Annotated in this window: 17 protein-coding genes; 7 read left to right on the forward strand and 10 right to left on the reverse strand. The window is 72.9% G+C overall.

Annotated elements, in window-relative coordinates:
- Window positions 1–377, reverse strand: a 377-nt coding sequence (locus tag DRV96_RS03485) for a transposase (RefSeq protein WP_473199543.1), incomplete at its 3' end; no start/stop codon positions are given.
- Window positions 378–438: 61 nt separating this feature from the next.
- Entirely contained in the window at window positions 439–1,188 is a 750-nt protein-coding gene (locus tag DRV96_RS03490) for an SDR family NAD(P)-dependent oxidoreductase (RefSeq protein ID WP_119287813.1), read from the reverse strand.
- 62 nt (window positions 1,189–1,250) lie between these two features.
- Here DRV96_RS03490 and DRV96_RS03495 point away from each other — a divergent pair, with 62 nt between their 5' ends.
- The gene (locus DRV96_RS03495) at window positions 1,251–1,946 is read left to right on the forward strand and encodes a hypothetical protein (RefSeq protein WP_119288104.1); all 696 of its coding nucleotides are present in this window, start codon (window positions 1,251–1,253) and stop codon (window positions 1,944–1,946) included.
- Window positions 1,947–1,949: 3 nt separating this feature from the next.
- Here DRV96_RS03495 and DRV96_RS03500 read toward each other — a convergent pair whose 3' ends face one another.
- The 3 genes from DRV96_RS03500 to DRV96_RS03510 form a co-directional block, all read right to left on the reverse strand.
- On the reverse strand, window positions 1,950–2,582 hold the full coding sequence (locus DRV96_RS03500) for a dioxygenase family protein (RefSeq protein ID WP_119287816.1): 633 nt from the start codon (window positions 2,580–2,582) through the stop codon (window positions 1,950–1,952).
- 65 nt (window positions 2,583–2,647) lie between these two features.
- Entirely contained in the window at window positions 2,648–3,262 is a 615-nt protein-coding gene (locus DRV96_RS03505) for an RluA family pseudouridine synthase (RefSeq protein ID WP_119287818.1), read from the reverse strand.
- Window positions 3,263–3,264: 2 nt separating this feature from the next.
- The gene (locus DRV96_RS03510; RefSeq protein WP_119287820.1) at window positions 3,265–3,702 is read right to left on the reverse strand and encodes a MarR family winged helix-turn-helix transcriptional regulator; all 438 of its coding nucleotides are present in this window, start codon (window positions 3,700–3,702) and stop codon (window positions 3,265–3,267) included.
- 154 nt (window positions 3,703–3,856) lie between these two features.
- Here DRV96_RS03510 and DRV96_RS03515 point away from each other — a divergent pair, with 154 nt between their 5' ends.
- The 4 genes from DRV96_RS03515 (at window position 3,857) to DRV96_RS03530 (ending at window position 6,801) form a co-directional block, all read left to right on the forward strand.
- A complete protein-coding gene (locus tag DRV96_RS03515; RefSeq protein WP_119287822.1) occupies window positions 3,857–4,405 on the forward strand; it encodes a VOC family protein in 549 nt (182 codons plus the stop codon).
- A 13-nt stretch (window positions 4,406–4,418) separates the two neighbouring features.
- Window positions 4,419–6,068, forward strand: a complete 1,650-nt coding sequence (locus DRV96_RS03520; protein WP_119288106.1) for an FAD-dependent oxidoreductase — start codon at window positions 4,419–4,421, stop codon at window positions 6,066–6,068.
- Between the two features lie 24 nt (window positions 6,069–6,092).
- On the forward strand, window positions 6,093–6,284 hold the full coding sequence (locus DRV96_RS03525) for a DUF2783 domain-containing protein (RefSeq protein WP_119287824.1): 192 nt from the start codon (window positions 6,093–6,095) through the stop codon (window positions 6,282–6,284).
- Window positions 6,285–6,588: 304 nt separating this feature from the next.
- A complete protein-coding gene (locus tag DRV96_RS03530; RefSeq protein WP_119287826.1) occupies window positions 6,589–6,801 on the forward strand; it encodes a cold-shock protein in 213 nt (70 codons plus the stop codon).
- Window positions 6,802–6,921: 120 nt separating this feature from the next.
- On the opposite strand, the gene DRV96_RS03535 is transcribed toward DRV96_RS03530, so the two are convergent.
- Together DRV96_RS03535 and DRV96_RS03540 are read right to left on the reverse strand one after the other, a co-directional pair.
- Window positions 6,922–8,637: a choice-of-anchor Q domain-containing protein gene (locus DRV96_RS03535; protein ID WP_119287828.1), complete on the reverse strand. Its 1,716-nt coding sequence runs from the start codon at window positions 8,635–8,637 to the stop codon at window positions 6,922–6,924.
- A 300-nt stretch (window positions 8,638–8,937) separates the two neighbouring features.
- Complete coding sequence (locus DRV96_RS03540; RefSeq protein ID WP_119287831.1) at window positions 8,938–9,873, reverse strand: Tim44 domain-containing protein; 936 nt, start codon at window positions 9,871–9,873, stop codon at window positions 8,938–8,940.
- A 182-nt stretch (window positions 9,874–10,055) separates the two neighbouring features.
- On the opposite strand from DRV96_RS03540, the gene DRV96_RS03545 reads away from it, so the two are divergent.
- A complete protein-coding gene (locus DRV96_RS03545) occupies window positions 10,056–10,538 on the forward strand; it encodes a DUF456 domain-containing protein (protein WP_119288109.1) in 483 nt (160 codons plus the stop codon).
- The gene (locus tag DRV96_RS03550) at window positions 10,538–12,763 is read left to right on the forward strand and encodes a TonB-dependent receptor plug domain-containing protein (protein ID WP_119287834.1); all 2,226 of its coding nucleotides are present in this window, start codon (window positions 10,538–10,540) and stop codon (window positions 12,761–12,763) included. Before DRV96_RS03545 ends, DRV96_RS03550 begins: the two co-directional genes overlap by 1 nt.
- Here DRV96_RS03550 and DRV96_RS03555 read toward each other — a convergent pair.
- From DRV96_RS03555 to DRV96_RS03565, 3 genes are all read right to left on the reverse strand, one after another.
- The gene (locus DRV96_RS03555) at window positions 12,729–13,775 is read right to left on the reverse strand and encodes an LLM class flavin-dependent oxidoreductase (RefSeq protein WP_119287836.1); all 1,047 of its coding nucleotides are present in this window, start codon (window positions 13,773–13,775) and stop codon (window positions 12,729–12,731) included. The genes DRV96_RS03550 and DRV96_RS03555 overlap by 35 nt on opposite strands.
- 87 nt (window positions 13,776–13,862) lie before the next feature.
- On the reverse strand, window positions 13,863–14,330 hold the full coding sequence (locus DRV96_RS03560) for a fasciclin domain-containing protein (protein WP_119287838.1): 468 nt from the start codon (window positions 14,328–14,330) through the stop codon (window positions 13,863–13,865).
- A gap of 82 nt (window positions 14,331–14,412) precedes the next feature.
- Window positions 14,413–15,411, reverse strand: a complete 999-nt coding sequence (locus tag DRV96_RS03565) for a fasciclin domain-containing protein (protein ID WP_119287840.1) — start codon at window positions 15,409–15,411, stop codon at window positions 14,413–14,415.
- Between the last annotated feature and the right edge of the window lie 29 nt (window positions 15,412–15,440).

Raw genomic sequence — 15,440 nt, forward strand, 5'->3', positions numbered from 1 at the left:
AGCCGCGCCAGCTCGCGCCCGCTGCCCACGCCTTCGAGCGTGGCGTACAGCCACAGCGCAAACAGGATGCGCGGGTCGATCGCCGCGCGTCCGGCATTGCTGCCGCGCGCCTTGATCGCATCGGTCAGCCGGCTCAGGTCCTGCCGCTCGACGTAGCCCCATACCAGCCGCGCTCGGTGATCCTCGCCCAGCAGCGACTCCAGGTCCGATGCTCGCAGTTCGATCTGCTTGCGGTTGGGCTGCAGCAGCCGCGGCGGCTGCGCGCGCAGCGCAACGGCTCGCGCTTGCACGGCGGCCTGCACCGCTTGCTCATCGACGCGCACCAAGTCCTCGAACAAAACCCCGGCCACGCTGTCTTGGTGCTTCGGATCGCTCATGCCCAACAGCAAGCCAGAGACATGCCAGCACGAGGGCAGCGGACGAAAAACTCTCACGCTCTCAGGCGTCGCGCACGTCGGCCACCGGCTGCGCGCCGAAGTCGGCGCGGTCGAGGTAGGCCAGCACTTTCGCGGCGGCGGCGGCGGGGCTGTCGAGCTGGCCGCGCGCGTGCAGCTGCGCGAAGCGCTCGCGCTCTGTGAACACGGCCGCGTCGGCGCTGCGCAGCTGCACCTGCATGTCGGTGTCGATCACGCCGGGGGCCAGCGACACGACGCGCGCGCCGTTCGGCTTGAGCGCCTCGTCGAGCGCGAGCGCGCGGCTGAAGTGGTCGAGCCCGGCCTTGACGGCGCAGTACGGCGCGCTGCCGGCCATCGCGAAGCGGCCGAGCCCCGACGAGATGTTGAGCAGCTTGCGCGCGCCCGGCCACGCGGCGGTCGCGCGCACGAAGGCCTGCGCGAGCAGCACCGGCGCCTCGAGCCCCACGCGCATTGCCGCCGACAACGCCTCGGCCGTCGTCGCGCCGATCGGCCCCGGCGGCGTCAGCAGCGCCGCGTTGTTGACGAGCGCGGCGCTGGCGAAGCACACGCCGTCGAGCGCGCCGAGCCAGGCTTCGAGGCGCTGCGCGACGGCCAGCGGCTGCGCGAGGTCGGCCGCCCACTGCTCGAGCACGGCGCCGGCCGGTGCGGCCAGCGTCGCGTCGGGGTGGCGCGAGATCGTCAGCACGTGGTGGCCTTCGCGCAGCCGCTGCGCGGCCATCGCGCGGCCCAGGCCGCGCGAGGCGCCGGTGATCACGGTCAGGTGCATGTTCATGGGTGCAGCATAGCGGCCGCGGCGCGCGAGGGCACGCCACCGCGGCGCGGGACAATGACATGATGAAGGAATGGTGGACCCGCCCGTGGCTCGTCGCGCTGGCCGCCGGCGGTGCGATCCTGGCCGCCGCGCTGCTGCCGCCGCTGTGGCAGGCCTGGCGCGCGCCCGCGGCGCCGGTGGCCGACGCGCACGGTCTGCCGTGGCAGGTCGAGGTGCTGCCGGGCGGCGCGACGCGCGTGTTCGGGCTCACGCTCGGCGCGAGCCCGCTCGCCGCCGCGAGCCGGCGCGACGACGACCTTCAGGTCGCGCTCGTCGCGCGCGGCGACGAGCCCGGCGTGCTCGAGGCCTACGTCGAGCGTTTCCAGGCCGGCTTCGTCGAAGGCCGCCTCGTGATCGCCGCGGCCGCCGACGAGGCGCAGCGCCGCGCGTGGCGCGCGCGCTCGACGCAGCGCGACGCGGGCGGCGAGGGCACGTGGCGGCACCGCCTCGCCCCCACCGATCTGGCCGCGGCGCGGCAGGCGCTGATCACCGGGCTGACCTTCATTCCCGCCGCGCAGCTCGACGCGGCCACCGTCGCGCAGCGCTTCGGCGAGCCGGCCGAGCGTGTGCGCACCGGCACGCGGCTCGAGCACTGGCTGTACCCCGAGCTCGGCCTCGCGGTGACGATCGACGCCGATGGGCGCGAGGTGCTGCAGTACGTCGCGCCGGCCGAGTTCGACGCGCGGCTGCGCGCGCCGCTGCGCGCCGCGGCCGACTGACGTTCAGGTCCGCACGACGATCGGGAACGTCGCGCGCACGCCGTCGGCCGCCGGGCGGAACGGCACCGTGATCAGCGCGCGCTCGTCGTCGCGCAAGCGACGCCACAGAAAGTCGCGCTCGTTGCCGGGGTCGCCCTCGACGTAGAGCTGCGTCGTCAGCAGCTCGCGCGCGCCGAGCCGGACCTTGACGTGGATGTGCGGCGTGCGCCCGCTGTAGGGCACCGGGCGCAGCGTGCGGAAGCGCCAGCGCGCGTCGGCGTCGACCGGGGTGCGCCCGAAGCCCTGGAACGCCGGGTCGTGGCGGCGCGGGTCGCCCGGGTGGTTGTAGACGCCGTCGACGTCGCACTGCCAGATCTCGACGACCGCGCCGCGCACCGCACGGCCGTCGAGGTCGACGACGCTGCCCTCCACCGTGGCCGGTGTGCCGCGCGTCGTCACGAGCGTGCCGTGGCGCAGCAGGTCGGCGTCGTGGTCGTCGGGAATGTCGAGCGGGTAGAACGGGCCTTCGGTCTGCGACGGTGTCGGCCGCAGCGGACGCGACTGCGCGAGCGCGCTGCGCCAGACGGCCGGCGCGCCGATCAGCGCGGCGCCGGCGGCCAGGTGCAGCACGCGGCGGCGGGGGAACGTGGCGGGCATGGGGCGCTCCGTGAACGTCGACAGCCCATTGTGAGCCGCGCACCCGCGCCCGGTTCCGCACGGGGTCAGAACGGCGGCGGCGACTCGAACGCGACCGCGCCGCCACCGGCCGGGTGCACGAACGCCAGGCGCGTGGCGTGCAGCAGCAGCCGCGGCGCCGCGTCGGCGACGGCGGGTGGCGCATACAGTGCGTCGCCGACGATCGGGTGGCCGAGCGCCATCAGGTGCACGCGCAGCTGGTGCGAGCGGCCGGTCACGGGTTCGAGCGCGAGCCGCGTCGTGCCGGCGCCGCGCGCGAGCACGCGCCAGCGCGTCAGCGACGGCTTGCCGCGTTCGCGGTCGACGACCTGGCGCGGCCGGTTCGGCCAGTCGGCGGCCAGCGGCAGGTCGATCTCGCCGGCCTCGCCGGTGACCGCGCCGGCGACGACGGCCACGTAGGCCTTGCCGACCTCGCGCGCCGCGAACGCGCGCGACAGCGCGCGCTGCGCCGCCGCCCCGCGCGCGAACACGACGAGGCCCGACGTGGCCTGGTCGAGCCGGTGCACGACGAGCGCGTCGGCGAAGCGCTCGCGCACGCGCGCCCACAGGCAGTCGGCCTTGTGCTCGCCGCGGCCGGGCACCGCGAGCATCCCGGCGGGCTTGTCGGCGACGACGAGCGCGTCGTCGGCGTGGACGATCACCGTCAGCCCGTCTGTGCGAGCAGTCGCGCACGCTCGCGCAGCTTGTCGATCGCGCGGTCGAGCACGCGGCGCTCGTCGGCGTCGAGTGCGTCGAGCAGGAAGGCCTCGCGCGCGCGCGCCAGCGGCGCGATGCGGCGAAACAGCGCGCGTCCGGCCGGCGTCAGCCGCAGCACGCGCGCGCGCCGGTCACTGGCGACCTGCTCGCGCTCGATGAGCCCATGGGCCTCGAGCCGGGTCACGGCGCGGCTGACCTGCATCTTGTCGAGCGTCGTGTGCGCGATCACGTCGCCCGTCTTCATCGGGCCGCCGGCCAGCGCCGCCAGCACGCGCCACTCGTCGCGCGTGAGGTCGAAGCGCTCGCCGTAGACGTCGGCGATCGCGCGGCTGACGGCCTCGGCCAGCACCGCGAGCCGGTAGGGGAAGAACTGCTGCAGGTCCATGCGCCGATGGTAACGAAAGTGACGGAAAGGCCCGCGCTGACGTGCATTTGATCCAGCGCAAACTTTGTTCATACGCATGCGCGCCCCGGTATGACGGTGCCCCCGACCCGATCGTCACAAGCGTTACGATTGCGCGCCGACTGAGGAGACCCCGATGCTGATCCGCAAGATCCACCACGTCGCGTACCGCTGCCGCGACGCCAAGCAGACCGTCGACTGGTACCGCGAGCACCTGGGCATGGAGCTGATCCTCGCGATCGCCGAGGACCGCGTGCCGTCGACGAAGGCGCCCGACCCGTACATGCACCTGTTCCTCGACGCCGGCGCCGGCAACGTGCTCGCGTTCTTCGAGCTGCCGAACTCGCCGCCGATGGGCCGCGACCCGAACACGCCCGACTGGGTGCAGCACATCGCGTTCGAGGTCGACAGCGTCGAGACGCTCGAGAAGACGAAAGCCAGGCTCGAGGCCGCCGGCATCGACGTGGTGGGCATCACCGACCACGTGATCTTCAAGTCGATCTACTTCTTCGACCCCAACGGCCACCGGCTCGAACTCGCCGCGCCCACCGGCACGCCCGAGATGTACCGGCGCCTCGACGAGGTCAAGCACGCGATGATCGACGAGTGGAGCCGCACGAAGCGCGCGCCGCGCCACGCCGCGTGGCTGCACGAGGGCGAGTTCGCCGATGTCGCTGCCGACTGACACGGAGGGCGCGATGCTCAAGACCTACACCTGGCCCAGGTTCGCGTACCGGCAAAGCGACGAGCAGAAGATCGGGCGGCCGCAGCGCCACCCGGTGGTCGTCGTCGGCGCGGGGCCGATCGGGCTGACGGCCGCGCTCGACTGCGCGCAGCGCGGGCTCGACGTGGTCGTGCTCGACGACAACGACACCGTCAGCGTCGGCTCGCGCGCCGTGTGCTACGCCAAGCGCCCGCTCGAGATCTGGGACCGCATCGGCCGCATGGGCGCGGGCGGGAGCGGCGCACCGACGCTCGGCGAGCGCTTCGTCGAGCGCGGCGTGAGCTGGAAGCTCGGGCGCGTGTACTTCCGCGACGAACTCGTCTACACGTTCGACCTGCTGCCCGAGGCGCATCACAAGATGCCCGCGATGATCAACCTGCAGCAATACCACCTCGAGGAGATGCTGGTCGCCGCATGCGACGCGCACCCGCGCATCGACCTGCGCTGGAAGCACCGCGTGCTGAGCCTCGCGCAGCACCCCGACCACGTCGTGCTGCAGGTCGAGACGCCCGACGGCATCTTCCGCACCGAGGCGCAGTGGGTCGTCGCGTGCGACGGCGCGAACAGCGAGCTGCGGCGCATGGTCGGCGCCGGCTTCAGCGGCCAGTTCTTCCAGGACCGCTTCCTGATCGCCGACATCGTGATGAAGCGCGACATGCCCGCCGAGCGGCGCTTCTGGTTCGACCCGCCGTTCCACCGCGGCCAGAGCGTGCTGCTGCACAAGCAGCCCGACGACGTCTGGCGTGTCGACTTCCAGCTCGGCTGGGACGCCGACCCCGAGGTCGAGAAGCAGCCCGAGCGCGTGCGCCAGCGCGTGCGCGCGGCACTCGGCGACGACGTCGAGTTCGAGCTCGAGTGGGTCTCGGTCTACCAGTTCGCGTGCCGGCGCATCGACCGCTTCCGCCACGGCCGCGTGCTGTTCGCCGGCGACGCGGCGCACCAGGTCTCGCCGTTCGGCGCGCGTGGCGCCAACACCGGCGTGCAGGACGTCGACAACCTCGCGTGGAAGCTGGCCTACGTGCTCCAGGGCCTCGCGCCCGAGTCGCTGCTCGACAGCTACCACGACGAGCGCGCGTACGCCGCCGACGACAACCTGCGCGCCTCCACACGCTCGACCGACTTCATCACGCCGAAGAGCCGCGGCAGCCGCCTGTACCGCGACGCCGTGCTCGGGCTGGCCAAGACCGAGCCGTTCGCGCGTCCGCTCGTCAACAGCGGGCGGCTGTCGACGCCGACGCCGTACCTGCACTCGCCGCTGAACACGCCCGACGAGAGCCACTTCGGCGGCACGCTGTGCCCGGGCAGCGTGTGCGCCGACGCGCCGGTGCAAGCTGGTGGGCGCCGCGGGTGGCTGCTCGAGCACCTCGGCGAGGGCTTCACGCTGCTGGCGTTCGGCCGCCGCCCGGCCACCGACGCGGTGCGCTGCGGCGGCGTCGAGGCGCGCGTGCTGCACGTCGGCAGCGACGTGCTCGACGTCGACGGCGTGCTCGCCGAGCGCTACGACGGCCGCCCCGGCACCGTGGTGCTGATCCGCCCCGACCAGCACGTGGCCGCGCGCTGGCGCGGCTTCGACACCACCGACATCGAGGCCGCGCTCGCGCGCGCGCTCGGCCACGCCGCCTGAACCCACCCACCCTCGGAGACGACGATGTCCCTGATCCGCGAGCCCCACGTTGCCGACCCCGACGGCTTCTACGAGGAACTGATCGCCAGCCAGCGCGACCTCGACGACGAGCAGTGCGCGCTGATGAACGCGCGCCTCGTGCTCGTGCTGGCCAACCACGTCGGCGACCGCGACGTGCTGCGCGAGGCGCTGCGCGTGGCGCGGCCGGTGCCATGAGGAGCCCCGTGGGGCCAAGTCGTTTTCGGGCGGCGCGGCGCGCCTTCTGAGGTGCACCCTCTAACCGCGGGCCGGCACGCGGCCCGCGGATCGGCTACATTACGGGCACAGACATACCAAGACCGTTTCCACAAGGTCTTTTCAGCTTTACCGCCCCGGGGCGCTGCCCCCGACGGCCGGCCTGGTTTGAATCTCCCGCCTGGCGTTTCTTGAGTGTTTCTGTCCCCGCCCGGGGCGTGCTCGCGTGTTCGCGTCGCGCACAGCGGTGGGGTTTCGTCATCCACTTTCACTCGAGGAAAACTCCATGAGCACCACGCAAACCGGCATCGTCAAATGGTTCGACGACGGCAAGGGCTACGGCTTCATCACGCCCGACGGCGGCGGCAAGGACCTGTTCGCCCACTTCAGCGAGATCCGCGCCGACGGCTTCAAGAGCCTGCAGGACAACCAGCGCGTCGAGTTCGAAGTCAAGCAGGGCCAGAAGGGCCTGCAGGCCGCGAACATCCGCCCGCTGTAAGTGGGCGTGGCGCGCCGCCGTGGCGACACGGCGGCCGCCGCACCAAGACAAACGCCCCTGCGTGCAGGGGCGTTTTCTTTTGGCCCGGCCGCCTCGCGGCGGCCAGACCCCCGGCGCGCGTCAGGCCTTGCGGCGGCGTCGCAGCGCCAGGCCGGCGAAGGCCGCGGCCAGCAGGCCGAGCAGGCCGCCGTCGAACTTCGCGTTCGGGTTCGTCGTGCAGCCGCCGCCGCCGCCGCCATCCGCGTCGTCCGTCGGGGCGGGCAGTTCGAACGCGCCGATGTCGGGCGGGCTGTCGCGCCGCTCACCGCGCTGGTCCACCGTGATGTCGGCCTCGTCTTCGCCGGCGCCGAGCGCCGGGCTGTCGGCAGCCAGCGCGTGCGTCTGCGTGGGGCCGCCGTTGTCGGCCAGCGGGCCGAGCTTCGGGTCGACTTTGTTCAGGTCGCCGGCCACCGTGAAGATGTCAGCGCAGCTGGTGTCGCTGCTCAGGTTGTGCCCGCGGGACTCGATGCTCACGTTACCGCCAGTCCCGCCGCAGTTCTTCGACGCCAGCGAGGCGACGTAGTCGGGGGTCAGCTCCGACTCGCCGTCCCAACCGACCTTGTTGTCGGCCAGCAGCACGTTCTTGACGGTGACGCTGGCCGATCTAGAGGGGAACGTGTTGATGCCGGAGCCGCCCGCACCTCCTGACGATACTTCACCGCCTGACACATTGTTGGCGATCGTCACGAAGCGCAGTTCGGCGACGCCGTTGGTGTACAGGCCCGCACCGACGTCGCTGCCGGTGTTGCCGCTGATCGTGCTGTTGACGATGCGCATCGTGACACCGGCGCGGCCGCTGATCGCGCCACCGCCGACGGCGTGGTTGTCCGAGAACGTGACCCCCGCGATGTTCACCACGTTGCTGCCGGTGCCGAAGAAGCCACCGCCGCCCTCCGCCGTGTTGCCCTTGATCGTCGAGGCCGCGATCGTCGTGTTGCCCTCGTTGTAGATGCCGCCGCCGTTCGTCGTCGAGGTGTTGTTGCTCACGACGACGTTGGTCGCCGTCATCGCTGCCGCGGTGTAGATGCCGCCACCGTCGCCCTGCGCGCTGTTCGAGTCGACGACGACGTCGGTCAGCGTCAGGCTGAACGTGGCGCCGCCCTCGTCGGGTTCGGTCGGACGCTTGCTGCCACCACGGCCTTCCGAGTTCTCACGGCCTTCGACGCTCGGGTCGAACAGCACGACGTTGGCGGCGGCGCCGACGGCGATCGCGCCCCCGGCGCGGCGCAGGTAATAGCTGGTGCCCTCCGTGGCACCAGGGGCAATTAACGTCTCGAGCGTCTGACCGTTCGTCAGCTTGACGCCCTGGATCTGCACGTCGATCGTTCCCGTCTCGGCGAAGACGTGGAAGATGCGGTCGCGGGTCTGCCCTTCTTCGGTCGACCATTGAATCGTCGTGGTCGCCGAGCCGGCACCGACGATCTTCACGCTCTTCGTGATGTCGAGGTCGCCCCTGGAGGCGTCAGCGGTGATGGTGGCGACCCAGGGCACGGTGCCCCCGCTGGACTCGTACGTCTCGTCGACGCCACCGGTCGTCAGCGTGTAGGTGCCCGCCGGCAGGTTGATCGTGTCGTTGACGCCAAAATTGTCGGCCACCGAGTTGGCGCAGTCGGCCGTCGCGGCACCCGCGTTGATGGCCATCACGGCTTCGCGCAGCGAACACTTGTCGTCGTTCGGGACGCCATCGGCGGCCGTCGGGTCGGCGGTGAGCGTGGCCGACCACGTGGGCATCGCGCACAGGGCTGCCGCGGCGGCAAGGGCCAGTGCGGTGGGCTTCAGGCGAAGGGGAAGGTGCATTCGGGTCTCCCGTGGAAGTCCTCAGTCGTCATCGGGTCGGCTCGTCGCGCGGCCCACTGCGCAGTCCGTCGATTCGGTACAGCGTGGGGTAAATCTACCGGCGCGGTGTCGTCGTCGGGCTTGACGGAACTCAACGAAGTCCCGGACCTTCCCGCGGTGGTGCCCGCGTTTCGTCGCATTTGCGTCGTTTGCGTCACCCCTCAACCGCGGGGGGCGGATGCGAGCCGCGCGAGCCGATGAAAAACGGGGGCCGCAGCCCCCGTTCGATCATCGCCGTGCGCCGCCCTGCGGCGCGGCGGCTCAGTGCCGCTGCTGGATGCCGGCGATGGCCCAGTTCGCGCCCTCGGCCTTGACGAGGTGCCAGACCTCGTCGAATGGCTGCGCGTCGGCGCCCTGCTCTTCGCGGATCAGGCCGTGGAAGCGCACGCTGACGACTTGGCGCTCGGCCTCCTGCGCGACGTCGAGCACCTCGGCGTCGACGCGCACGACGTCGGTGTGGTTCGGCGCGGCGCCGCGCTCCTGCAGGTCCAGCCGCACCGACGCGAACAGTTCGGGCGTCGTGAACTGGCGCAGGTCGTTCAGGTCGGCGGCGTCGTGGGCGGCCTGCATGCGGATGAAGATCATCTTCGCGATGCGCTCGAAGCCCTCGCGGTCGAAGTCGGCCGGCACCGACGTGGCCGATGCGTGCGCTCCGGCCACGGGCATCACCGGGTCGGCGGCGGCGCCGGGCTGCACCGGCGCGGGGTTCCACGCCGGCGTCGGCGCGGGCTGCAGGCTGCTGCGCGCCATCGCGCCCTGTGCAGCGCCGGCCGGGCCGGCAGCGGCCGTGGCGAGCTGCGGCGAGCCGCCGGCGAAGCGGCGCATCAGCAGCCGCACGACGACGAGGGCCGCCACCGCCAGCAGCGCGATCATCAGAAAGTTCGCCAGTTCCTCGCCGAAGCCCAGGTAGCTCGCCAGCGCGGCGATGCCCAGACCGGCGGCCAGGCCGGCGACCGGCGCCATCCAGCCCGGTCGGCTCGCGGCGGCCGCGCCCGCGGCACCGGTGGCGCGGGCAGCGGCCGGCGCGGTGGCGGTCGGCGCCGCAGTGGGCGTGTCGGGCGTGGCGTTGCGCTGCGCGGGCATGTCGCGCTGCATGCCGCTGGACTTCCCGCCGCCGAAGCGCTTGGCTTCGGCCTCGATCGGGGTGAACACGGCGGCCAGGCCGGCCACGGTGGCGGCGATCAGCCAGTTCTTCATCGTCGTCGTTTCCTCGGTGTGTCGTGGTCGGGTCGGCGAACCCCGGCGGGCCGGGGACAGCGGCGCGGATGGTGGCCGTGCCGCGTCGGATGCGCGGCAGCGCGCGGAAGTTCCCGCCGCCGCCGTGCGGACTCGGCGCTCGGGCATCATCCGCCCCCGGTTCGTTAGGCGGGGTGCCCGGCGTGGTCGATCTCGTGTGGTGGGTGCTGGCGGTGGCGCTGATCGGTGTCGGCGTCGCCGGCACCGTGCTGCCGGCGCTGCCGGGCACGGCCTTCGTGCTCGCCGGCATCGTGCTCGGCGCGTGGATCGACGGCTTCACGCGCGTCGGCGCGGTCACGGTGGCCGCGTGTGCGGTGCTGGCGGCGCTGGCCTTCGTGCTCGACTACGTCGCCGGGCTGCTCGGCGCGAAGAAAGTGGGCGCGAGCCCGCAGGCGGTGGCCGGCGCGGCGCTGGGCACCGTCGCCGGGCTGTTCATGGGGCTGGTCGGCGTGCTGTTCATGCCGCTGGTGGGCGCGGCGCTCGGCGAGTACCTGGCCGGGCGCGACCACCGCCGCGCGGCGCACGTCGGTGCGGCGACGTGGCTGGGCATCATGGCCGGGCTGGTGGCGAAGGTGGTGATCGCGTTCGCGATGATCGGCCTGTTCGTCGTCGCGCTGGTGTTCTGATGAAGGTGCTGCGGCACTTCGCGATGGTGGCCGCGCTCGCCGTCGCCGGCGCCGTGCGCGCGCAGACCGGCGCCGCGCCGTCCCCGCTGCCGGAGCCCGCGCCGCAGCGCATCGAGATCACCGGCGCGCGCGCCGGCGACGAGCAGGAGCGCCGCGAGTCGACGGCAGCGAAGATCGTTGTCGGCCGCGACGAGATCGAGCGCTACGGCGACGCGACGGTGGGCGACCTGCTCAAGCGCCTGCCTGGCGTGACCGCCGGCAGCGGCGGCAGCCCGCGCATGCGCGGGCTCGGCAGCGGCTACACGCAGATCCTGCTCGACGGCGAGCGGCTGCCGCGCGGCTTCTCGCTCGACGCGCTGAGCCCCGAGCAGATCGAGCGCATCGAGGTCTACCGCGCACCGACCGCCGAGACCGGCGCGCGCGCGATCGCCGGCACCGTCAACATCGTCACGCGCGAGGGCTTGCGGCGCCGGCTCAACGAAGTGAAGGCGAGCGTCGGCACCGTGGGCGCCGGCGCGCAGCCCGAGCTGAACTTCGCGCGCAACGACAGCGCGGGCGACCTGACCTACAACCTGTTCGGCGCGCTGTTCCGCAGCCAGGGCGCCGGGCGCAGCGTGACGACGACCACCGTCGAGGCGCTCGACGACGGCGAACTGCTGCGGCTGGATCGCGAGACCTCGACGACCCACAGCGAGCGCCAGGGGCTGCGGCTGGGGGCCCGGGCGCAGTGGCGGCTCGGCGACGGCGCCTCGCTCGTGCTCGCGCCGTTCCTGATCCGCTCCGCGAGCGACAGCGCGTCGCGCTCTACGCTGGTGCGCGACGTCGGCGCCGAGCCGGCGCCGTACGCGACGAGCGCGAGCGACGGCGAGGGCACGTTCGCGCTGACGCGGCTGAACACGCAGGTCCGCCACCGGCTCGGCGACGGCACGCGCCTGGAGTGGAACCTCAACGGCTGGCACACGCGCTCGACCGCCGAGGGCCGGCGCGTCGAGTTCGACGCCGACGGCGTGCCGCTGCGCACGCGCGACGACGCGAGCGACGCGATGCAGCGCACGCTGACGGCGTCGGTGAAGGCGCAGCGCCTGCTCGACAACGGCCACCAGCTCGTGGCCGGCGCCGAGGCCGAGGCGCAGCAGCGGCGCGAGTGGCGCACGCTGCGGCTCGACGGCGTGCCGCTGGCGGCCGACGTCAGCGGCGGGCTCGACGCGCGGCTGTCGCGCAGCGCCGTCTACGTGCAGGACGAGTGGCAGGCCACGCCGCAGTGGGCCTTCAACGCCGGGCTGCGCTGGGAGGCGATCACGGTGCGCGGCGCCGCGGCCGGCGACGAGCCGGCGCCGCGACAGCGCAGCGTCGTGCTGACGCCGCTGCTGCACGCGGTGTGGAAGCCCGACCCGAAGGCGCGCGACCAGGTGCGCGTGAGCGTCACGCGCAGCTACCGCACGCCGTCGCTCGCACAGCTCGTCGCGCTGCCCGCGATCGACAGCACGTTCCCGCCGCCCGGCACCAACGACCCGACGCGCCCCGACCGCGTCGGCAACCCGGCGCTGCGCCCCGAGCTGGCCACCGGCGTCGACGTCGCGTTCGAGCGCTTCCCCGCCGGCGGCGGCGTGCTAAGCGCGGGCGTGTTCCACCGCCGCATCGCCGACCTGATCCGCACGCGCACGACGCTGGAGACGGTGCCGTGGGCCGACGCGCCGCGCTGGGTCAGCCGCCCGGCCAACGTCGGCGACGCGACGACGCAGGGCCTCGAACTCGAGGCCAAGGGCCGCTGGCGCGACCTCGTCGCGGCCTGGGGTGGCGACGCCGATGCCGCGCCGCGCGTGGACCTGCGCGCCAACGCGAGCGTGTACCGCTCGCGCGTCGACGGCGTGCCCGGCCCCGACAACCGGCTCGACGAGCAGCCGGGCGTCACGGCCAACGTCGGCGCCGACTGGCGCGTGGCCGGGTGGCCGCTGACACTGGGCGGCAACCTGAACTGGACGCCGGGCTACCGCACGCGGCTGTCGGCCACCGAGTGGGTCGAGGTCGACACGCGGCGCGTGTTCGACGCCTACGCGCTGTGGACCGTGAGCCCGGCGCTGGCGTGGCGGCTGTCGGTGGGCAATGCGTGGCCGCGTGACACGGAGTCGCTGCGCGCCGTCGCCGACGACGACGTGCGGCAGACGGCCACCACCGTCACGCGCGGCGTCGTCAGCTGGCTGCTGCGGCTGGAGATGAAGCTGTAGCGTTGCCGGTGCTCAGCCCGAACTCGCGCGCGAGCAGCGCATACGAGTGCCGGCGCACCGCCGGGTCGTGCGCCCAGGTGTTGACGAAGAGTTCGTCGAGCTGCAGCTCGGCCGCGAGCGCGCGCAGCGCGTCGGCGACGCGGTCGGCGCGGCCGACGAAGGCCTTGCGGCGCATCGGCTCGAGCTGCGCGAGCTCGTCGGCCGTGAAGCCGCGGCGCGCGACCTCGTCGGGCGGTGCGATCGGCTGCAGCACGCCGCGCGCGCGGTCGAGCCGCCAGCGCTCGCGCGACAGCGCGTGGTGGCGGGCTTCGTCGTCGCTGTCGGCGGCCAGCGCCCACACGCAGATCGTGGCCTGCGGCCTGGGGTGGCGCTCGCTCGGCCGGTACAGCGTGCGGTACAGGTGCAGCGCCTCCTCGACGCCGCGCCCGTCCATGAAGAAGTAGGCGAACGCGTACGGCAGCCCGAAGTGCGCGGCGAGCTGCGCGCCGTAGTCGGAACTGCCGAGCACCCAGACCTCGGGCGCGCGCTCGACGCCGCTGCCCTCGGGCGGGCGCGGGTGCGCGACGATGCCCTGGTGGCGCTCGCCGGCGGACCAGCGCAGCAGGTCGTGCACCTGCTGCGGGAACGCGTCGGCGGCGTGGTGCGCGTTGGGGTTGAGCGCCAGCGCGGTGCGCATGTCGCCGCCCGGTGCGCGGCCGACGCCGAGGTCGATGCGCCCGGGCGCGAGCGCGTCGAGCACGCGGAACTGCTCGGCGACCTTGAACGCGCTGTAGTGCGGCAGCATCACGCCGGCGCTGCCGATGCGGATGCGCCGCGTGCGCGCCGCCACCGCGGCCATCACGATCTCGGGCGCGGTGCCGACGATGGTGGGCAGCGCGTGGTGCTCGCTCACCCAGAAGCGGCGGTAGCCGAGCGCCTCGGCGTGGACGGCGAGTTCGACGGTGTCGCGCAGCGCGTCGTCCTCGCCGCGCCCGGCGCAGGCCACCGACTGGTCGAGGATCGCGAGGTGCATGGCCGCGGATCCTGCCATGGCGGCGGGCCCGAAACGGCAAAGGGGTGGCTCGCGCCACCCCTCGAGGTCACGGACCGGTGCGGCCGCTCACATCGGCGGCAGGATCACGGTGTCGATCACGTGGATCACACCGTTGTCGGCCGTGATGTCGGTCTTGACGACGTTGGCGTCGTTGACCTTCACGCCGCCCGTGGTCGAGACGTTGATCGCCGCGCCCTGCACCGTCTTGACGGCGCCGGCCTTGACGTCGGCAGCCATCACCTTGCCCGGCACGACGTGGTAGGTCAGCACGGCGGTGAGCTTGGCCTTGTCGGCCAGCAGCGCGTCGAGCTGCGCCTTCGGGATCTTCGCGAACGCCTCGTCGGTCGGCGCGAAGACGGTGAACGGGCCGGGGCCTTTGAGCGTGTCGACCAGGCCGGCGGCCTGCAGCGCGGTGGCCAGCGTCTTGAACGAGCCGGCGGCCACGGCGGTGTCGACGATGTCCTTGGCGTGCGCCGACAGCGCGGCCAGCGACACGGCAGCGACGAGGGCGGTGCGGGCGATGAGCTTCTTCATGGGGACTCCTGGGTGAAGAGGTCGGTTGACGCGGAGGGGGAAGACAGACGCCCGGTGCGTCGGGCCGGGCGTGCTGGGGCCGTCAGTTCGGTGCAGGGATCAGGACCTGCGTGATGACGTGGATCACGCCGTTGCTGGCGCGCACGTCGGTGGCGGCGATCGTGGCGTCGGGGCTGTCGACGTCGTCGTCGATCAGCGTCAGCGGCAGCGTGTTGCTCGGCACGGTCAAGTTGCTGCCGCTCAGCAGCGTGGGCACGCTGGCCGGCTTCGGGGGTCCGAGCACGTCGGCCGCGCGGAAGGCGCCGGAGGCCACGTGGTAGCGCAGGATGTTCCCGAGGTCGGGCGAGCCCAGCAGGTCGTTGGCGCTGATGCCGAGGCGAGCCAGCAGCGCAGTAAAGGCGTCGTTCGTCGGCGCAAACACGGTGAATGGACCGGCGCTCTGCAGGCCGGAGACGGGACTGTCCAGACCGGCCGTCGTCACGGCGGCCACCAGCGTCGAGAAGGCCGGATTCAGCTTGGCCATCTGCACGACGTTCAGCACACCAGGCGGCACCAGCACCTTGTCGATCACGTGGATCACGCCGTTGCCGGCGTCGACGTCCGGCGTCGTGACGTTGGCCGCCACGAGGACCTCGTCGGTGACCGTCACGCCGCCGGTCGTGCCGATGGCCAGCGTCGCCGGGGTGCCCTCGAACTCGTACAGCGTCGGCTCGTTGCCGGCGGTCAGCTGCGCGGCGGTCTTGCGCGCCGGCAGCACGTGATAGGTCAGGATCTTGGCGAGCGTCGGGCCGTCGAGGGCCGCGACCATCGCCGTGGCGTCGGCGAAGCCGAGCTTCGTCGCGAGCGCGTCGAAGGCCGCGTCGGTCGGCGCGAAGACGGTCAGGTTGGCGCTGGTGTCGCTCAGTTCGTCGACCAGCCCCGCCTTGTCGGCGGCCGCGACCAGCGCGGAGAAGCCGCTGGCCGTGGCGACCGACGCAATGGTCGTTGGCGTTGCGGGAGGATCGTCGTCGTCGCCGCCGCCACACGCGGCCAGGAACGCGACGGAGGAAGTGGCAATCAGGTACTTCAGCCAGCGGTACATCGGTGACTCCTTGATCGAGCTCAACTGCT

This window comes from Azohydromonas sediminis (assembly GCF_003574675.1).
GTDB classification, from domain to species: Bacteria; Pseudomonadota; Gammaproteobacteria; order Burkholderiales; family Burkholderiaceae_C; genus Calidifontimicrobium; species Calidifontimicrobium sediminis.